Here is a 16490-nt window from a genome sequence, read left to right on the forward strand (position 1 = left end):
AGGCGTAAAGTATGGACGGGCCGATTCGCTTAAGCGTGTGGTGGATGCAGTACTGCGATTCGCGCCACGCGCTCAACGTTGCTGTCTGTCGAGGTAGGCTTGTAGATGCGTGAAAGCCGTCTGGAGCGTCGGACAGGCGAGGCCATGCAGCATGCCCCTGGCCACCATATCGCCCACGATGGAATCCGCTTCCAATCGGGCGACCCCGGCCTCGATATCACGCGCCATCGACGCCATCCAGATGGAAGATGGGTTCAAGAGCATACCTTCGATTTGCGCGATCGCGTCGCGCTGCAACTCAAAGCCTTCCAGGCGCGCGACTGCAAGGCACTCGTCCAGGGCAGCCTGCACTACATTGCGACCATAGGTCGTACCGAGGATCTCGCCAATGCTGCTCCGCATCAGGCTGGTCACAGCCGCACCAGCGCAGAGCATGACCCATTTGTTCCAAAGTTGCTGGTCGATTTGGTCACTGAGAACACATTCGCCCGGGCTTTTCGCGAGCAACGCCAGCGTGTCTTCAGCGGCTGACCGAAGCGCGGGCGTTCGAGCACCAATGAAAAGCCGATCTGACGTGCCAAGCTGTTGCACTACCCCATCCTCTCGCAGAGAAAGAGCAACGTAGGCGACTCCACCCAGAACTCGGTCCCGCCCAAACATGGCATCGAGTTCACGGTAAGGTCCGAGCCCATTGAGCAGGGGCAAGATAGCCGTTTTTTCTCCGACGGCAGGAGCAATCGCCGTCATGGCGCCAGGCAGATCAAACGCTTTGCAGGTCAGCAAGATGAGGTCGGCCCTGTGCAAAGAGACACCATCCTCGACGATGTCAACAGGACCCGCATAACTCTGTACTTCGCTTTCGATGCGAAGGCCCGTAGCGCGAAGCGATGCTGCCCTTTTCTTGCGCACAAGAAAGGTCACGTCGGCGCCTGCCCTCATCAGCTTCACGCCGTAATGCGAGCCCATGGCTCCAGCCCCCAAGACGAGCACATTCATCGTTGTCAACCTTATAAACACGTCGCAGATGGCGCGACCAGGACACCCGTTATAATAGATTATTATCATGATCTATTCTGTAGTCAATCTACATTTGCAGACCGCACCATGGTTGCGATGCAAGGCTTGGCGTTTCTCAAGCTGCTTGTGAAGCCATGGCAAAATTTATGTCTTTACTTGGAGCAACCTCATGCCGCGCGTCTCACGTGCAGAAACTGAGCGAAATCGCGAGCTGATCGACCACTGCGCGGCTGCGCTGCTTCGAGCGCGTGGTCTCGGCGTCGGCGTCGCTGAGGTGATGTCCGCAGCCGGGCTGACGACCGGGAGTTTCTACAAGAACTTCTCGTCCAAGGATGAGATGGTTGCTCGAGCGTGCCAGCTAGCTTTTGATGAGGTCGCTGAGCGATGGCAAAAGCGGGTCGAGTCCGCCCATTCCTCATCCGACGCGCTATCGTTAATAGCTTTGTCGTACCTCAGCGAGACAAACTGCGCCGAACCCTCGAAAGGTTGCCCATTGGCCGCATTGGCCTCAGAAGTCGCACGAGAATCGGCGGAAAAGCCCATCAGAGACTCATTCTCGAATGGCTTTCGACAACTGCTGTCCATCATTGCAGCGTTGCAACCTGAAGCAGACCCTGCAGCAAAGCGCGAGAGCGCTCTCGTATCGCTCTCACTAATGGTCGGCTCCATGGTTCTGGCACGCGCGACCCGCGGCGATCCTTTATCAGACGAACTCTTGCAGACCGCGCGAAGCCGATTTTCCGCGAGGGCCAGCGCTCAAACGAAGTGATGCTTGCCCCTTACCGCTGCGCCTGACCAGAGGAGCGTCGCGTGCACTCGAACGAAGTAAACGTATGGATAGACGAGGCGCTCGAGCCAGTGGAGTTTCTGCGGGCAAGTTTCCTGGATTTTTCCTTTCCCGCCCATCTACACGAAACGTTCGCAATCGGAGTCATCGAGCGAGGAGCCCAAAGATTCAGCACGCGCCGCGGACAGGCGGAAATGATGCATGAAGGCACCCTCTGCGCAATCAATCCCGGCGAAGTTCATGAGGGGGCTCCTGGTACAGAGGGCGGCTGGCAGTACCGCATGTTCTACCCCACACCCAGCTTGGTGTCGTGCGCCCTGCGCGACGACCTTCAGGCCTGCGAGAAGCCGGCGCCGGAACTCAATGCCCACGTCATCGCTGATTCGGAACTGTTCGGCGAGTTTCTCTTGCTCCATCAACTGTCGAATCAGTTCGGGGACTTGCTCGAACGTGAGTCGCGAACCCTTGTTTTCTTGCGTAGATTCTTCGCGCGGCATTCTGGTGCCCCTGAAGCGCGGGCGCTTCACCTTCCAAGAACCGTCGGAATCGTGAAGGACATGCTACATGCGCTGTTCACGGAGTCTGTCAGCATTCGAGACCTCGCGTACCAGGCTGGAGTTTCGGAGACCCAGGTGATTCGCGCTTTCAGTGAACAGACAGGGATAGCACCTCATGCCTACTTAGTGGCGCTGAGGGTGGAGCATGCGAAACGATTGATCAAAGCCGGATTGCCTCTGGCCACCGTCGCTGCCGAATGTGGCTTCACTGACCAAAGCCATTTTCACAGGCACTTCAAGAGGCTTACCGGCATCACGCCAGGTGTTTTTGCCAAGGCATTGTGCGTACGATAGGTAAGAAACGTACAAGATCTAGCGGCTGATCGCCGGCAATCTATCTGGCATAGGAGCGCATATGCCAACTACTTTGCAACCCAGCCAGAAAAGAAGACTCATCCCCCTGGTCAGCGATACGGAAAGTCAGCCAACCGCGGCGATGAGAATCGCTATTGCCAATGCTGAGGTTGGCGATGAACAACGCGGAGAAGATCCGACCGTTAACCGTCTTCAGGACAGAGTGGCGGAGCTTCTAGGCAAAGAAGCGGCGCTCTGGTTTCCTGGGGGAACAATGTGCAACTTTGTTGCCGTCAAGGTACACACCCGGCCGGCAGATGGGGTGATCGCCGACTGGATGGCTCACATCATTCGCGCGGAATCAGCCGGGGTCGCACTCAGCTCTGGTGTTCTGGTTGAGCCGATCGTTACTGAGCGAGGGATCTTCACCCCTGTCGACGCCCAGAATGCGTTGAACAGACTCGCTACCGTATCGCCGCCATACGGCCCGCCGCCTCGGCTGATCTGCGTGGAACAAACGCACAATTTCGCGGGTGGCGCCGTGTGGTCACTCGACGAGTTGACTGCAATCGCGGACTTTGCCAAAGAGAAACGGTTGGCCGTCCATATGGATGGCGCCCGCTTGCTAAATGCATGCGTGGCCACTGGCGTATCAGCCACCTCATTTGCTTCGCAAGTGGACAGCGTCTGGATCGATTTCACCAAAGGTCTGGGCGCACCGATCGGCGCTGTGCTGGCTGGTACCAAAGGCTTTATTGCAGAAGCGCGCAGGTACAAGCATGTGTTCGCTGGCGCCATGCGCCAGGCCGGCATTGCTGCGGCTGGGTGTCTGCATGCGCTGAACCATCACGTGGAACGATTAGCTGAAGACCACCTCAATGCAAGCCGCCTTGCAGAAGGGCTTACGCAAATTGAAGGGATTGACGTAATGACGCCAAACCCCGAAACCAACATGGTCTATTTTGATCCAAGTGGCCTGGGAATTTCGCAAGACGTGTTCCTACAAGACTTGGAGGGGCTTGGTGTACGTATGGGCAAGGTGCGTGGCGCCATCCGTGCGGTGACACATCTGGACGTGACCTCATCTGATATTGAAGCGACGTTGAACGCGGTGAAAGCTATCTCGGCGAAAAGGGAGGCGCGTCGTTCACCAGGATCATGTGCCCACTGAAGCCACAGGCCATGACACAGGTCGATTCGGCGGCAAGTCCAGCAGGACAAATCGCCGACATCATGAGTGGTGCAACCATTGCGGCAGCCAAAGTGGTCACGGGACTTCGTAAAGGTGGCATCGACGGTAACGCGGTGTTGGGGGTCTACGGGCCCGATCAGTTCATACACCTCGTCCCGTCGATCAACTTCGAAGCCCGGTGGAAATTTCGCGCCGGGAGCGCGAAGGACGCACCGTGCGAAAGCTCTACACGATTACACCCAAGGCCAAGGAAGGCTTGGCGCTGGCGAAGGAACGCATCCGGGAGTTCATCGGGGAGGCAATGCACAAATGACAGGCTCCGCCAACACCGTACAACAAGAAGCTGTAGCTGCGCGCGACTCACCCGTTGAAGTCTTCAGCGCCTTCCTAAAACTGGGATTGACCTCCTTCGGCGGGCCAATCGCGCATCTTGGCTATTTCCGTTCGGAGTTTGTAGAGCGCCGCCGTTGGCTGGATGACCGAAGCTATTCCGACCTGGTCGCCTTGTGCCAGTTTCTACCGGGTCCCGCCAGCAGCCAGGTGGGAATGGCGCTTGGGCTGGGCCGCGCCGGCTGGTTGGGGTTGCTGGCGGCGTGGGCGGGGTTTACCTTGCCATCGGCCATCGCGCTCATCCTGTTTGCCTTCGGCATCGCCGAATATCAAGGGCTGGCCCAGTCCGGGTGGGTGCATGGTCTCAAGGTAGTCGCCGTGGCCATCGTAGCGCAGGCTGTGTGGGGTATGGCCAAGTCGTTATGCCCCGACCGACCACGGGCAGCCCTAGCCATTTTGGCGGCAATGCTGACCATAACCCTGCCCTCTGCAGCGGGACAGATCGCCGCGATCATTTTGGCGGGACTGCTAGGCTGGTGGACGCTGAAAACTTCACATCCTGGCGGGGGCCACGCCCACAGTTACCCTGTCTCGCGCAAACTAGGCGTTGCCGCGCTGCTGCTGTTTGCCACACCGCTAGTCGCGCTGCCCCTATGGGCAGCAGGCTCGGGATCGTCCACGATTGCGCTGCTGCAAGGGGTATACCGCTCCGGTGCGCTGGTCTTCGGCGGTGGGCACGTGGTGCTGCCGTTGCTGCAAGCCACCGTGGTGCCCAGCGGCATCGTCAGCAACGCCGACTTCCTGGCTGGCTATGGCGCAGCGCAGGCCGTGCCAGGACCACTGTTCACTTTTTCCGCCTATCTTGGCGCGGTAGCCCACGGCCCGCTACATGGCTGGATTGGTGGTCTTGCTCTGCTGAGCACGATATTCCTCCCGGCCTTCCTCATGCTGGTCGGCGCACTGCCATTCTGGGCGGCGCTTCGCCACCGCGCGGGTATTCAGACAACCATGGCGGGCATCAATGCCGGTGTGGTTGGCATCCTAGTGTCGGCTCTATACGACCCGGTTTGGACAAGTGCCATCCACGGCAAGGCGGACTTTAGGCTGGCGTTGCTCTCGTTCGGATTGCTCACAGTGGGGCGCGCGCCGCCGGCGCTCGTGGTGCTGCTGGCCGGCTTAGCAGGCTGGGTCATGGCGATGGGCATCTGAATTCCGAATGCCAGATGCGATGATGGTGCGGCGGCGCAAGGTGGAACATGTGTTCGGCACGTTCACGCATTGGATGGGCTATACGCACTTCCTGACTCGTCGCTTGGGCAATGTGAGCACGAGCTTGAATGTACTGGCCTATAACCTCAACCGGCTCATGCAAATCCTGGGCTACCAGCAGACCATGAAAGCGGTGCTGGCGCTGGGCGGCTGAGCCCTTCATGTGGCCAATTACGCACTTCATATCGTATCCGCGCCGCCCAAACGGCCGTCAGGGAGTCTCGGGTCGAAAAATCGAAGTGAAGACCGTCCAAGTTGATGCGGTTCAGGTCAATTCGCTGTGGTTGTTAGGGTGAGAGGAGTTTTCACACAGCCTCGGCCAGTAGCGGACGTTGAAAGAAAACAAGGCAATCATGGCGGTATGACCTCCCCCGCCGCGACAAAGTGCGCAAACGCCCGAGTTCCACACAACATAAAGATCTTAGATCTTCTGACAGGTCATGCCTCCCTGCACGGCATCACCACCGTCTACGCGACGGACAGCACTCCTGGATCTCCGACACGCCAGACGTTGTCAACCGAGCTGCACGTGATCACCCAGACGTCGCCGCATCTTTCCAACTCGACGTCATAGCGGTTCTTCATCAAAAAATGACGTGTGTGATCATCCCGAGCGACGTGCTGCGCTTCCACCAGGGCGTCAAGGCGCGCCCTATCTCCATCAATAGTGATTCGAGGGTTGGTGACAGAGTGCGTCGTGTCCAGCGCTGCCAGCGCGCCGGTCAGCGCGGCCACAATAACGTCCCTGCCTTTGAGGACCGGATAATCGAATCCGGCTTTTGCGGCCGCTGGGCGGAAATCAGATACGGCACTTTCGGCAAGCGATGACGCCAGAAGCGCCTTGTCGCGAAGGTCAATACCAGCGGCGAAACGATGAAGATCGTCGACGATGGCAAGCCGATCTGCGGTGTCATTGGCGAGTGAACGAGATAGGGTCATGAATATTGTCTTGGCTATTCGAGATCGGCATCGATGCGTTCTATCAGGCCGTCAGCGCCGACCGAAATTTGCAGCACCCCTATCTCGTGGCCGAAGTCGCCCGAGAAATCGAGGCGAACGACGGCATTACGATTGTCCAGCCGCTTGATCGACAGAAGCCTGCTGGCGGTGTGATAAGCGACGAAGAACTGTTCAACATAGCGACGAATACCGTCGGCGCCGACAAACTCATCGCCAACCGAAACATCATCGATGACGGCGTCGGGCGTGAACTGGGCGAGCACCGCGTCGACATCAAAAGCATTGAGGCATCGAATGACGGATTCGACCCGCGTCTGCATGGATGGCTCCTTATCGATCAACGATGGTGGTGTCGGCGATCGTCTCGGCAAAGCCGATCCCGAACAGCAAGGCTGGGGTCAGAAACCCCGGGCGGGCCTCGCCCGTCAAGACGCGTCTGCCCGCCTCGGCGGCGGCGATAGCCGTGAACGAGTAACCGTTGACCGTGTCCAGAATCGATCGAAACACCTCGCCGTCCGCATTGGTGACCTCGGCGACGGCCTGGTAACGATTGGCCGCCCGCTCCTCCTTGCCAGGTCCGTCAGGCAGGGTCGACGGATCGCCTTGCGCAAATCCGCCACCCGCCACATGGACGAACGTCTCGATGTCCGGGACTCGCGTCGACCGCCATATCGTGATGAGATCGGGCAAGGTCACCTGAAAGCAGTCCACGCCGCCTTTGCCAAAATCAAGCTGGCAAAGCGAGCCCGCGGGTCGTGCGACCAGTTTGCCGTCGACGCGCGCCAGCGTTTCGGCGGTGACGCTTGTCATCGCGCTGATGGCCGAGCCTCGAGACAGGCCACCCGACACACACATGGCCAGCCGAATACGCGCAGAACGCTTCGTTCTTGCCACGGCATGCCCAGCAAGGCAACCGAGCATGGCAACGCTGCCTCCACTGCCCGGCAACAGCATGACCCCTGCGGCCCGAGCCTCCGCGTCAAGCGCCTCGGCCAAGCGATAGCCATCAAGCTCCGCCGCCACGTCAAGATAGTGAACGCCGTTACGAATGGCGGCATGCATCAGGGCATCCGCGGTTTGCGCAAATGGCCCCGCGCAATTGAGCACCACGCCAACGCCGGCCAGAGATCCGTCGATCAGGGCAGCGTCATCCCGCGCGAACACGCGCGACTCCGCGCCCAGGTTTGCGGCGAGCGCCGAGAGCCTGCTGCTGTTGCGCCCCGCCAGAATAAGCGGCGTGCCAGCCGCCACGGCGCTTTCCGCCACCATGCGGCCGGTGTAGCCCGTGGCCCCGTAAATCATCAGCTTCTTCATTTCAGTGCTGCCATGACTTGTAGACAAACTCCAGGCTGTAGCCGTCAGGGTCGCGCACCTGCGCGGCATAGTAACGAGGGTCGTAGTGAACCTGCGGCCCAGGCGGATGAATGGAAGAGGCGCCTGCGGCCATGGCCGCCGCATAGGCCGCGTCAACCTCGCGCTGACCATTGGCCACGAAGCCGACGTGGGCAGCGCGGCCCTCCACCGGACCGACACGCAGCCAGAAGAACACGCGGCGGTTCGCGCCAAAGCCCTTTAGGTCCGGGTGGCCGACAGGACCTTGGCTGCCGTCGTAGTCCACGGCATGGGAGATCCCCAGAGGGGCAAGCGCCTTCTCGTAAAAGGCGATCGAGCGATCAATGTCGCTGACAGAAAGAAAAACGTGATCGAGCATCGTGTCCTCTCCTGGGTTCAAATGATGTAGCCGCCGGCCACTTCGATGTTCTGGGCGTTGATCCAACGGTTCTCGTCCGACAGCAGGCTGGCGACGACACTGCCCACCTCTTCCGGCTCGCCCACCCGGCCCAACGCCGTCTGGCCTGCCAGCATGGCCTCGAACTCGTCGTTCAATCCGCCGCCGAGGTCGGTGCGTATGGCGCCCGGCGCGATCGAGTTCGCCCTGATCCGGCGCGGGCCGAACTCCGTCGCCATGTAGCGCGTCAGGACCTCCAGACCGCCCTTGAAGGCGGCATAGGGCGCGACGCCTGCCGTGGCGACACGGCTGGTCGCGCTGGTGATGTTGACGATGTGGCCGCCGTCTTCCATGAGCGGAACCAGGGCCTGGGTCAGGAAGAACGGCCCTTTCAGATGCACGCTGAACAGCCCATCGAACTGTTCCTCGGTCACGTCCGTGATCGGCGCGTACAGGCCGTAGCCAGCGTTGTTGACCAGGTGGTCGAACGTTTTCCTGCCCCACGCGGCCTCAATCTGCGCAGACACCGTGCGCGAAAACTCGGCGAACGAGCCGCTCTTGCCCACATCCAGCGCCAAAGCAAGCGCCGTGCCCCCCATGTCGGCAATGGCCTGGACGACGCGGTGCGCCATTTCCGGGTTGCGGTGGTAGGTGATGAGTACGGCCATGCCCCGCTTGGCGCAAGCCATGGCCGTGCTGGCCCCGATACCCCGGCTGCCGCCGGTGATGATCACGATCTTCATGTATTTTCCTGTGCGTCCATGGATTGGAAAGATACGGACTTGCCTTGCCATCCACTCACCGGATCCTGCTCGAAGCTTGCCTATTTCTGCTTTCGTCTTGTTCGCCAGGGTTGCCTCTGCTAGCGTGCGGGCATGGAACAGCAACTTCGAGAACTCAGAACCTTGGCCAGCCGCGCCGAGAACAAACGCACGGAAACCGGCATCCCACGCGTTGCCATGGTCCAGGGCGACATCCCCGAGCACCAGCTTGCTGCCGTCTACGACCCCATGATCAATCTGATCTTGACCGGGTCCAAGACGATGACGGTAGGTGAACGCACTTACCACTACGACCCGGCGACCTACTTCGTAATGTCCGTCGGCCTGCCGGCAGTCGGTTCCGTTCATCCTGCGGCTACCGGCGAACCATATCTTGCCGTCAGCCTGACTCTGGACCCAGTCATCCTCTCGGCGCTGATCCGCGACTTGCCGCTAGAGATTTGCAGAACACTTTTCGGCTCCGGATTCTCCGTGGCGCCCGTCAATGGCGAACTTCTTGATGCCTGGGTTCGCATGCTTCGGCTGATGGATCGGCCCAACGAGATTGCGGCCCTAGCGCCCTCCTACGAGCGGGAGATCCTGTTCCGCGTGCTTCAGGGGCCGCTAGGCTGGATGCTGCGAGACATTGCCTCGCCGGACACGGCACTTTCACGTATTGGCGTTTCCATCAACTGGATACGCAGCCACTTCTCCGAACCGATAAAGATCGAAACGCTAGCCGAAATGGCGACACTGAGTGTTTCGGCGTTTCATCGCCACTTCAAGGCGGTGACGGCATTGAGTCCCTTGCAATACCAAAAGCGCATCCGATTGATGCACGCACGATCACAACTATTGTCGGGCCATGGCAACGCAACGTCCGTCGCTTTCGGCGTTGGCTACGAAAGCCCCAATCAGTTCAGTCGTGAATATGCACGACTATTCGGTCTTCCACCATCAAAAGACCTTGCAGAAGCCATGAAGGTCATTCGAGGTGTTAGCTCAACGCACTGAAGCGCCTTGGTTGAAATGGCATAAGGCATGCCGCGGAGTAGGTCGTGGAAGACAGTCAGCTTCCGGCCGAGGTTGTGTGAAAACTCACCGTGCTTAGGGTCATGTCGGAAGTTGGCCTCTCAGATCAACTCAGGATCGACGATCGGAGTTGAGGGAAGGGTTTGAACACCCTCGAAAACAAGTCCATCACGAGTTTTCACACAGCCTCGGCCAGAAGCCGACTGTCATCCCGCCAGCCATTCCTTACATCCCTTGGATCAGGTCTGGGAAGCCCCTCCGTCCGCAAACAGTTCCACACCATTTATGTAGCTCGACGCCTCACTGGCCAAGAACACTGTTGCAGAGCCAATCTCGTCCGGCTCACCGATTCGCCCAAGGGGACTTTTGGCGGTGAGGAAGGCCAACCCCTCCTCGGCCTTTTCGCCGAAGGCTTCACGTAATGAGTCTGTGTTTGTCGGTCCCGGACTCAGGATGTTGATTCGGATGCCCGTTCCTTTAAGTTCAGCGACCCAGCTTCGGACCATGTTGCGTACAGCCGCCTTCGTACCGCCGTAGATACTCATGGTCGGCCCTGGATCGATGGAGGCGGTGGAACCAATGATCACCACGCTGGAACCGGGCACCAAAAGGCCGAGCGCTCCCTGAATCGTCAGCACCACGCCCTTGACGTTGGTCGAGAACTGCTGGTCAATTTGCGCTTCTGTGATCTGTCCCAGCGGCGCATGCACGCCACCCCCGGCACTCGCGACGAGAACGTCGATACGACCGAAGCGACGTCGCACCTCTGCGTACAGAGCTTCGAGGCTCGACACCTGGCTAACGTCGGCAACGATGGCCGCCGCATCGTTGCCCAGCAAGGGCAAGGCCTCATCCAGCACAGCTTGCCGCCTTCCGGTTATCACTATTGAGGCGCCCTCGCTCGCAAGTTTCTTGGCGATCGCCAACCCGATTCCACTGCCACCACCCGTCACGACGGCTACTTTCCCGTTCAATATCGACATTGCTTACCTCACGTTGTAGTGATCGCTATATTAGATTATAGTGATCGCTACAGCAATAGAGTTCTGCACGCTAGCCCCACCTGCCGGCAAGCCTTAGCGACTTGAGAGCATCGTAATAGGGCTTTGTCGTTTTCGACTCCGTGAGATACACATGAATCCTCCTACGAGCAATAAACCGGACGCTGCCGCCGTCCTGAGCGCCGAGCGTGAAATTACCTGCAAGAGCCTTGGGGATCCGCCTTCCCGCAAGCCAAGGCGGGCGTTCGATCGCGAGGCTGGCGTTCTCGTCGCGAAGAACCTGTTTCATGAACGAGGCTATGACGCAGTGGGCATCGCTGAGCTTACGCGCGCCTTGGGCATCAATCCGCCTAGTCTCTACGCTGCTTACGGGAGCAAGGCGGGCCTGTTCGAACGATGCCTAGCGATTTACGTCAAAGAAGCCAACCTGCCGGCGGACAAGCTTTTAACGCCTGATCGGCCATTGGCAGACGGAATCAAAGATCTGTTCCTACATGCTGCGACGCTCTACGCCAAATCAAAGACCAAGCGCGGCTGTATGGCAGCAGAGGGTATGCGGTCCGCCGATCCACAGGCGCGTGCGTTGGCCAGCGCTCACGGGGACGCTGCCGCCTCTTTCGTCGAACGCTATATCAGCCTGACTCATCCACAACGTGCGCGCGAGCTCGCTGACTATGTCGTGACAACTCTTCAGGGCCTTTCAGCAGCGGCACGTGCTGGGCTATCCAAGGCTCGCCTCATGTCTGTGGCGAAGCTCGCCGGACACGCGTTCGAGACGTTTCTCCATACCGTTTAACCAGCAAATACAACCATGTCCATCCTCGACCACATTGAACTTGCCGTACGCGACGCAGAGGTTTCGCGTCGCTTCTACGAGCTTGCGTTCGCGCCGCTGGGCATCGTCCGCGTCATCACTATCGGGCCTGAGCAGACGCGTACAGGAGGAACACGTCACGGCTTCGGCAAGGACGGCTATCCCAGCCTATGGGTGCATGACAAAGAGGCACCCGGCACCGGCACCCACATCGCTTTTGCCACCCGAACGAGAGCCGTCGTTGATGCCTTTCACCGGGCCGCATTGGAAGCAGGCGGGACCGACAACGGCCCGCCAGGCATCCGACACCACTACCATGCCAATTACTACGCGGCTTATGTGATGGATCCGGACGGCATCAATGTGGAAGTCGTCTGTCAGCAACCGCCCCAGCGTTGACCTTCCACCTTCAAGCCACCAGCCACTATTTGTTTGATGCGCAGTTCTGCAACCCCGCGTCAGGCTGGGAGAAGGGACAGATCGAGAAGAACGTGCAGGATAGCCGGCGGCGGATCTGGCAACGCCTGCCCCACTTTTCGAGCTTGGAAGCGCTTAATGACTGGTTGGCCGACGAGTGCGTCAGGCTGTGGCAACAGATACGCCATCCTGCATGTGACCAGAGCATCTGGCAGATATGGTCCGAGGAACGCCCATTTCTGATGCCTGTTGGCCAGCCGTTCGACGGCTTTGTGGAACACACCAAGCGCGTTTCCCCCACATGCTTGATCGCCTTCGAGCGTGACCGCTATAGCGTCCCCGCGTCCTACGCCAACCTGCCCGTGAGTTTGCGGGTCTATGCGGATCGCCTCGTTGTCGTCGCCGAAGGTCACGTCATTGCGCAGCATCCTCGCCACATCAACCGGCGCCATGACCGTGGTGCCACTTTCTACGACTGGCGGCATTATCTCGCCGTGCTGCAACGCAAGCCTGGCGCGCTGCGCAATGGGGCGCCGTTCACCGCGTTGCCGGAAGCATTTCGCCAACTTCAGGCACTGCTGCTGCCTCACGCTGGCGGGGATAGAGAGATGGTGGAGATCCTGTCGTTGGTCTTGTTGCATGACGAGCAACTGGTCCTCGCCGCAATGACCTTAGCGCTGGAGGCCGGTACGCCATCGAAGCAAACCATTCTCAACATCTTGAGCCGACTGCTCGACGGCACACTGCTACCGCCGCTGACGGCGCCCCAAGCGCTCTCGCTCACAGTCGAACCCGAGGCGAACGTCGGCCGCTACGACACCCTCCGCACTCAGGAGCCACGTCATGCAGCATGAACTCATGATCGAGCGCTTGAAGGCGCTCAAGCTGCACGGTATGGCTCAAGCGCTCACCGACCTCGTGCAGCAAGACTCTCCGGCATACCAGAGCTGCTCTCCCATCTTGAGCCAGCTTCTACGGGCCGAGCTTACCGAGCGGGAGGTGCGATCTATTGCCTATCAGATGAAGGTGGCCAAGTTCCCAGCATATCGAGACTTACAAGGCTTTGACTTCGGATGCAGCGAGGTCAACGAAGCCCTCGTCCGGCAACTGCACCGCGGCGAGTTCATCGAACCCGCTCACAATGTCGTACTAGTTGGCGGCCCTGGCACCGGCAAGACGCACCTGGCGACGGCCTTCGCGGTTCACGCCATCGAACACCTGCGTCGCCGCGTTCGCTTCTTCTCCACGATCGAGTTGGTGAACACGTTGGAGCTCGAGAAGCAGGCCGGCAAAGCTGGACACCTCGCCCACCGGCTCATGCACTCGCACGTCGTGATCCTCGACGAACTCGGGTATCTGCCATTCAGCCAAGCCGGCGGCGCGCTGCTGTTCCACCTCATCAGCAAGCTCTACGAGCACACAAGCCTCATCATCACCACCAATCTCAGCTTCGCTGAATGGGCGAACATATTTGGGGACGCAAAAATGACGACTGGGTCAGTTTTCAGTGCAAACCAACAGTTTGACCAATGACGCTGCGAACGGCTGCAATGGGTCGGGAACGATCATCGACCCGACCGCCCCTCCTTACTGCTCCCCTTCCCCCGTCACTCCCATTACTTCAGTTCTGGAAATTCCACCACGGTGTCATTCGCACGATTGAACACGTTCGTAAACGTGATGACGGCGATGGCCAATGCGATATCCACGACGGCCTCGTCCAGATAACCCGCCGCGCGCAAGGCCATGAATTGCTCGGCGTCGAGGGTGCCTCGGCCTTCTTGAAGGTGCCGGACAAATTGGATCAGCGCATCGCGCTTTGCATCGCCGGTCGGCTGCAGCGCCCTGATGGCGCGCACGGTGTCCACGGGCAGGCCGGATGCCTTGCCCGCCAAGCTGTGTGCAGCGACGCAGTAGTCACAACCGGCAATCGCGCTCACCACCAACTTGATGGTTTCGCGGTCCTGCGCGGACAGGACGCCTTGCGCCAGCACCGCGTCGGCGGACAGCATCACCTTAAGTGCGGGCGTATTCAAGGCGCCAATGGCCGCATAGGCGTTGGGGACCATGCCCACCGCTTTGCGGATAGCGGCGAAAACGTCGGCGGTTTCGCCGGAGGCGCTAGCGGCGGCGGGCGTGTTGATACGGGAAGTCATTTTTTTGGTTCCTTTCAAAGTGGTGTTGCTGAAAACCGGCAGCCGTGAACCCGCCGATACAGAGAAATTCAAGTTCTACGCGCAATGGCGGCGTTCAGGCCCAAGGCGATCAGTTCCGCCATGGCCGCCACGACGCCAATTGCCCAAATGGCGCCAGCGCCCAACACGGTGGCACCTAGGGCGCTGCCGATTGAAAATCCGAAATACATCGTCGAGGTGTTAAGCGCTAGCGCAACGGGCGCTTGCGAGGGGACGCCCGCGCCGATAAGCCGTGCCATCTGCGCGGGAAAGAATGACCACACCGTGAAGCCCCACACAGCCACGGCGCTCATGACCAGACCCAACGAAACTCCCGGTGGCAGCACCGTTGCAACGGCCAAAGCCAGGAACGACAACGCCAACAGCACGAGTGACCCGCGCACCACCGTGCCAGCCCCGAAGCGATCGTTGAGAACCCCACCGGTCATGACCCCCGCCGCTGCACAAAGCCCCCAGAGCGAGACAGATGCTGTGATCTCCAATGGACCGAAGGCCAACACGGCGCTCAGATACTCGGCGATATACGGGTAGGCAGCAAAGGCACCGATTGACCAGAACAGGCTGACCGCCAGCAAGCGCAACACGGAACGCTGCGCCACCACCGAGACACGTTCGCGCAAACTGGCCACCGCGATGCCCTGCCCCGCGTCACGGTCGATGCCAGTGAAAATGCCTGCAATGGCCACCAGGCTCATCGCGCCGACCAGCAGAAAGGTTGCCCGCCAGCCGAAGGCGTGGCCGATCAGTCCGCCAAGCGGCAGGCCCAGTGCGATGGCCAATGTCTGCCCCCCGCTGACAATGGCAAGCGCACGCCCACGCATCGTGGGTGGGACGATGACGCCGGCCAGGCCATTGGCGGCGGGCACATATAGCCCCGCCGCAATGGCCATCAGCACGCGCGCGGCGATCAGCACGGTGAACGACGAAGACAGCGCGGCCACGACGTTGCCAATGGCGAACAGGGCCATCGCAATCAGCAGCACCTGCTTGCGGGCCATGCGGCCGGTCGCCACGGTGGTCACCGGCGACGACAATGCCAGCACCAGCGTGAACACGATCACCAACAGCGCGATGGTGGGCACGGGCAGCGCAAAGTCCTTCGCCATGACCGGCAGCAAGGGCGCGATCATGAAGCCTTCGGTGCCAATGGCGAACGTTCCCAAGGCCAGGAATCCCGCCGGTAGCAACACCGTGCGCGAATCGTTGGCAAGCGTTGCGGTCATGACTCAACTCTCCTACAAGTGCAGTCTGTGCGGGCACGAGCCCGCCTGTCAGGCGTCTTAGACGGGGATGGGATTGGCGGCGATTTCAGTGTTGAAACCGTCAATCAGCTCATGTTCGCCAATGCCGGGGTTGTCGCGCAGGGCACGAATCGCCTCAACAAATACTTCCGGTGCGTCGGTCGCCAGCCCCTTCATCGTTTCGGCGATGAAGGCGTCCAGCGGCATGGCGCGAGGGTCACCGCTCTTTTTGATCAGGTCGGTGTCGACCCACGGAGGCGCGATTTCCTGGACGGACACGCTCGTGCCTTTGAGCATGAAGCGTTGCGACAAGGCATACGAGTGCAGCGCCGCCTTCGAAGCGGAATAGACGGCATTGGTGGCGATAGGCACGTAGGCCAGAACCGAGGTGTTGTGAATGATCGTCGCGCGCGGCTGCGTCTTCAGATGTTCGATCAGCGCAGAGGTCAGCCGGATAGGGCCAAGCAGGTTCGTGTCGAGAATCTGGCGCGACACGGCATCATCGATTCGGCCCGAGGGATCGTCGAACGGCATGATCCCCGCATTGTTGATCAGTACATTCAGCGTCGGGTAGTCGCGGATCAGTTGCGCGGCAACGCGGTCGATGTCGGCCGCATCCGAGATGTCCAGGGCGATGCCCTCGATCCCCGGATGGGCGGCGGCCACTTCATCCAGCAGGGCCTGACGGCGCCCGGCGATGATGACCTTGTTACCCAGGGAATGAAACTGTTCGGCAAGCGCGCGGCCAATGCCCGAGGTGCCGCCCGTGATAAAGATTGTGTTGCCCGTCATCTGCATGATTTGTCCTTGTGTGGCGCCTGGATGGCGCCTTCGATGGACGTACTATGCGCGGGTCGGGTGAAGTCTCAAATGCCATAGATCCGGCAAAAACAG

General features: G+C 59.9%; 17 protein-coding genes and 3 pseudogenes. 10 read left to right on the forward strand and 10 right to left on the reverse strand.

Annotated elements, in window-relative coordinates; translation table 11 throughout:
- Nucleotides 1–72 precede the first annotated feature (72 nt).
- Nucleotides 73–996, reverse strand: coding sequence for a ketopantoate reductase family protein (locus ACUDCK_RS21515; protein ID WP_054501240.1), 924 nt, complete (start codon nucleotides 994–996; stop codon nucleotides 73–75).
- A 190-nt stretch (nucleotides 997–1186) separates the two neighbouring features.
- Here ACUDCK_RS21515 and ACUDCK_RS21520 point away from each other — a divergent pair, with 190 nt between their 5' ends.
- The 5 genes and pseudogenes from ACUDCK_RS21520 to ACUDCK_RS21540 form a co-directional block, all read left to right on the forward strand.
- Nucleotides 1187–1786: a TetR/AcrR family transcriptional regulator gene (locus tag ACUDCK_RS21520; protein WP_082401827.1), complete on the forward strand. Its 600-nt coding sequence runs from the start codon at nucleotides 1187–1189 to the stop codon at nucleotides 1784–1786.
- 41 nt (nucleotides 1787–1827) lie between these two features.
- A complete protein-coding gene (locus ACUDCK_RS21525) occupies nucleotides 1828–2655 on the forward strand; it encodes an AraC family transcriptional regulator (protein ID WP_054501129.1) in 828 nt (275 codons plus the stop codon).
- A gap of 61 nt (nucleotides 2656–2716) precedes the next feature.
- On the forward strand, nucleotides 2717–3826 hold the full coding sequence (locus tag ACUDCK_RS21530) for a threonine aldolase family protein (protein ID WP_082401826.1): 1110 nt from the start codon (nucleotides 2717–2719) through the stop codon (nucleotides 3824–3826).
- Between the two features lie 330 nt (nucleotides 3827–4156).
- Nucleotides 4157–5386, forward strand: coding sequence for a chromate efflux transporter (gene chrA / locus ACUDCK_RS21535; protein WP_054501128.1), 1230 nt, complete (start codon nucleotides 4157–4159; stop codon nucleotides 5384–5386).
- A gap of 10 nt (nucleotides 5387–5396) precedes the next feature.
- Nucleotides 5397–5600: pseudogene (locus tag ACUDCK_RS21540) on the forward strand (IS5/IS1182 family transposase); the annotation flags it as partial.
- Nucleotides 5601–5914: 314 nt separating this feature from the next.
- On the opposite strand, the gene ACUDCK_RS21545 reads toward ACUDCK_RS21540, so the two are convergent.
- Genes ACUDCK_RS21545 through ACUDCK_RS21565 form a run of 5 tightly spaced genes read right to left on the reverse strand, consistent with a single transcriptional unit; the run spans nucleotide 5915 to nucleotide 8878 of the window.
- Complete coding sequence (locus ACUDCK_RS21545) at nucleotides 5915–6385, reverse strand: nuclear transport factor 2 family protein (RefSeq protein WP_116792829.1); 471 nt, start codon at nucleotides 6383–6385, stop codon at nucleotides 5915–5917.
- 14 nt (nucleotides 6386–6399) lie between these two features.
- Nucleotides 6400–6726 (reverse strand): nuclear transport factor 2 family protein, encoded by a 327-nt coding sequence (locus ACUDCK_RS21550; RefSeq protein ID WP_054501126.1) that lies wholly within the window; start codon nucleotides 6724–6726, stop codon nucleotides 6400–6402.
- A 10-nt stretch (nucleotides 6727–6736) separates the two neighbouring features.
- Nucleotides 6737–7720 carry a saccharopine dehydrogenase family protein gene (locus tag ACUDCK_RS21555; RefSeq protein ID WP_054501125.1) on the reverse strand — a complete coding sequence of 328 codons (984 nt, stop codon included), beginning with the start codon at nucleotides 7718–7720 and terminating at the stop codon, nucleotides 6737–6739.
- A 1-nt stretch (nucleotide 7721) separates the two neighbouring features.
- Nucleotides 7722–8117: a VOC family protein gene (locus ACUDCK_RS21560; protein ID WP_054501124.1), complete on the reverse strand. Its 396-nt coding sequence runs from the start codon at nucleotides 8115–8117 to the stop codon at nucleotides 7722–7724.
- 17 nt (nucleotides 8118–8134) lie between these two features.
- A complete protein-coding gene (locus ACUDCK_RS21565) occupies nucleotides 8135–8878 on the reverse strand; it encodes an SDR family NAD(P)-dependent oxidoreductase (RefSeq protein ID WP_116792830.1) in 744 nt (247 codons plus the stop codon).
- Between the two features lie 132 nt (nucleotides 8879–9010).
- Between ACUDCK_RS21565 and ACUDCK_RS21570 the strand changes: the two genes are divergently transcribed.
- The gene (locus tag ACUDCK_RS21570) at nucleotides 9011–9910 is read left to right on the forward strand and encodes an AraC family transcriptional regulator (RefSeq protein WP_054501122.1); all 900 of its coding nucleotides are present in this window, start codon (nucleotides 9011–9013) and stop codon (nucleotides 9908–9910) included.
- A gap of 257 nt (nucleotides 9911–10167) precedes the next feature.
- On the opposite strand, the gene ACUDCK_RS21575 is transcribed toward ACUDCK_RS21570, so the two are convergent.
- Nucleotides 10168–10911 carry an SDR family NAD(P)-dependent oxidoreductase gene (locus ACUDCK_RS21575; protein WP_054501121.1) on the reverse strand — a complete coding sequence of 248 codons (744 nt, stop codon included), beginning with the start codon at nucleotides 10909–10911 and terminating at the stop codon, nucleotides 10168–10170.
- Between the two features lie 151 nt (nucleotides 10912–11062).
- Between ACUDCK_RS21575 and ACUDCK_RS21580 the strand changes: the two genes are divergently transcribed.
- The 4 genes and pseudogenes from ACUDCK_RS21580 to istB all read left to right on the forward strand — a co-directional run.
- Nucleotides 11063–11725, forward strand: a complete 663-nt coding sequence (locus ACUDCK_RS21580; RefSeq protein WP_082401825.1) for a TetR/AcrR family transcriptional regulator — start codon at nucleotides 11063–11065, stop codon at nucleotides 11723–11725.
- 15 nt (nucleotides 11726–11740) lie between these two features.
- Nucleotides 11741–12142: a VOC family protein gene (locus ACUDCK_RS21585; protein ID WP_054501120.1), complete on the forward strand. Its 402-nt coding sequence runs from the start codon at nucleotides 11741–11743 to the stop codon at nucleotides 12140–12142.
- Nucleotides 12143–12162: 20 nt separating this feature from the next.
- A pseudogene (locus tag ACUDCK_RS21590) lies at nucleotides 12163–13014 on the forward strand (Mu transposase domain-containing protein); the annotation flags it as partial.
- Nucleotides 13004–13654, forward strand: a pseudogene (gene istB / locus ACUDCK_RS21595) (IS21-like element helper ATPase IstB); the annotation flags it as partial. The pseudogenes ACUDCK_RS21590 and istB, both read left to right, overlap by 11 nt.
- 122 nt (nucleotides 13655–13776) lie before the next feature.
- Here istB and ACUDCK_RS21600 read toward each other — a convergent pair.
- The 3 genes from ACUDCK_RS21600 to ACUDCK_RS21610 all read right to left on the reverse strand — a co-directional run bounded on the left by ACUDCK_RS21600 (nucleotide 13777) and on the right by ACUDCK_RS21610 (nucleotide 16394).
- A complete protein-coding gene (locus ACUDCK_RS21600; protein WP_006385420.1) occupies nucleotides 13777–14316 on the reverse strand; it encodes a carboxymuconolactone decarboxylase family protein in 540 nt (179 codons plus the stop codon).
- Between the two features lie 68 nt (nucleotides 14317–14384).
- Complete coding sequence (locus ACUDCK_RS21605) at nucleotides 14385–15578, reverse strand: MFS transporter (protein ID WP_054501117.1); 1194 nt, start codon at nucleotides 15576–15578, stop codon at nucleotides 14385–14387.
- 57 nt (nucleotides 15579–15635) lie between these two features.
- A complete protein-coding gene (locus ACUDCK_RS21610) occupies nucleotides 15636–16394 on the reverse strand; it encodes an SDR family oxidoreductase (RefSeq protein WP_006385422.1) in 759 nt (252 codons plus the stop codon).
- Nucleotides 16395–16490 lie beyond the last annotated feature (96 nt).

Source organism: Achromobacter sp. CF-sbj1-Ac2-l (genome assembly GCF_052698165.1).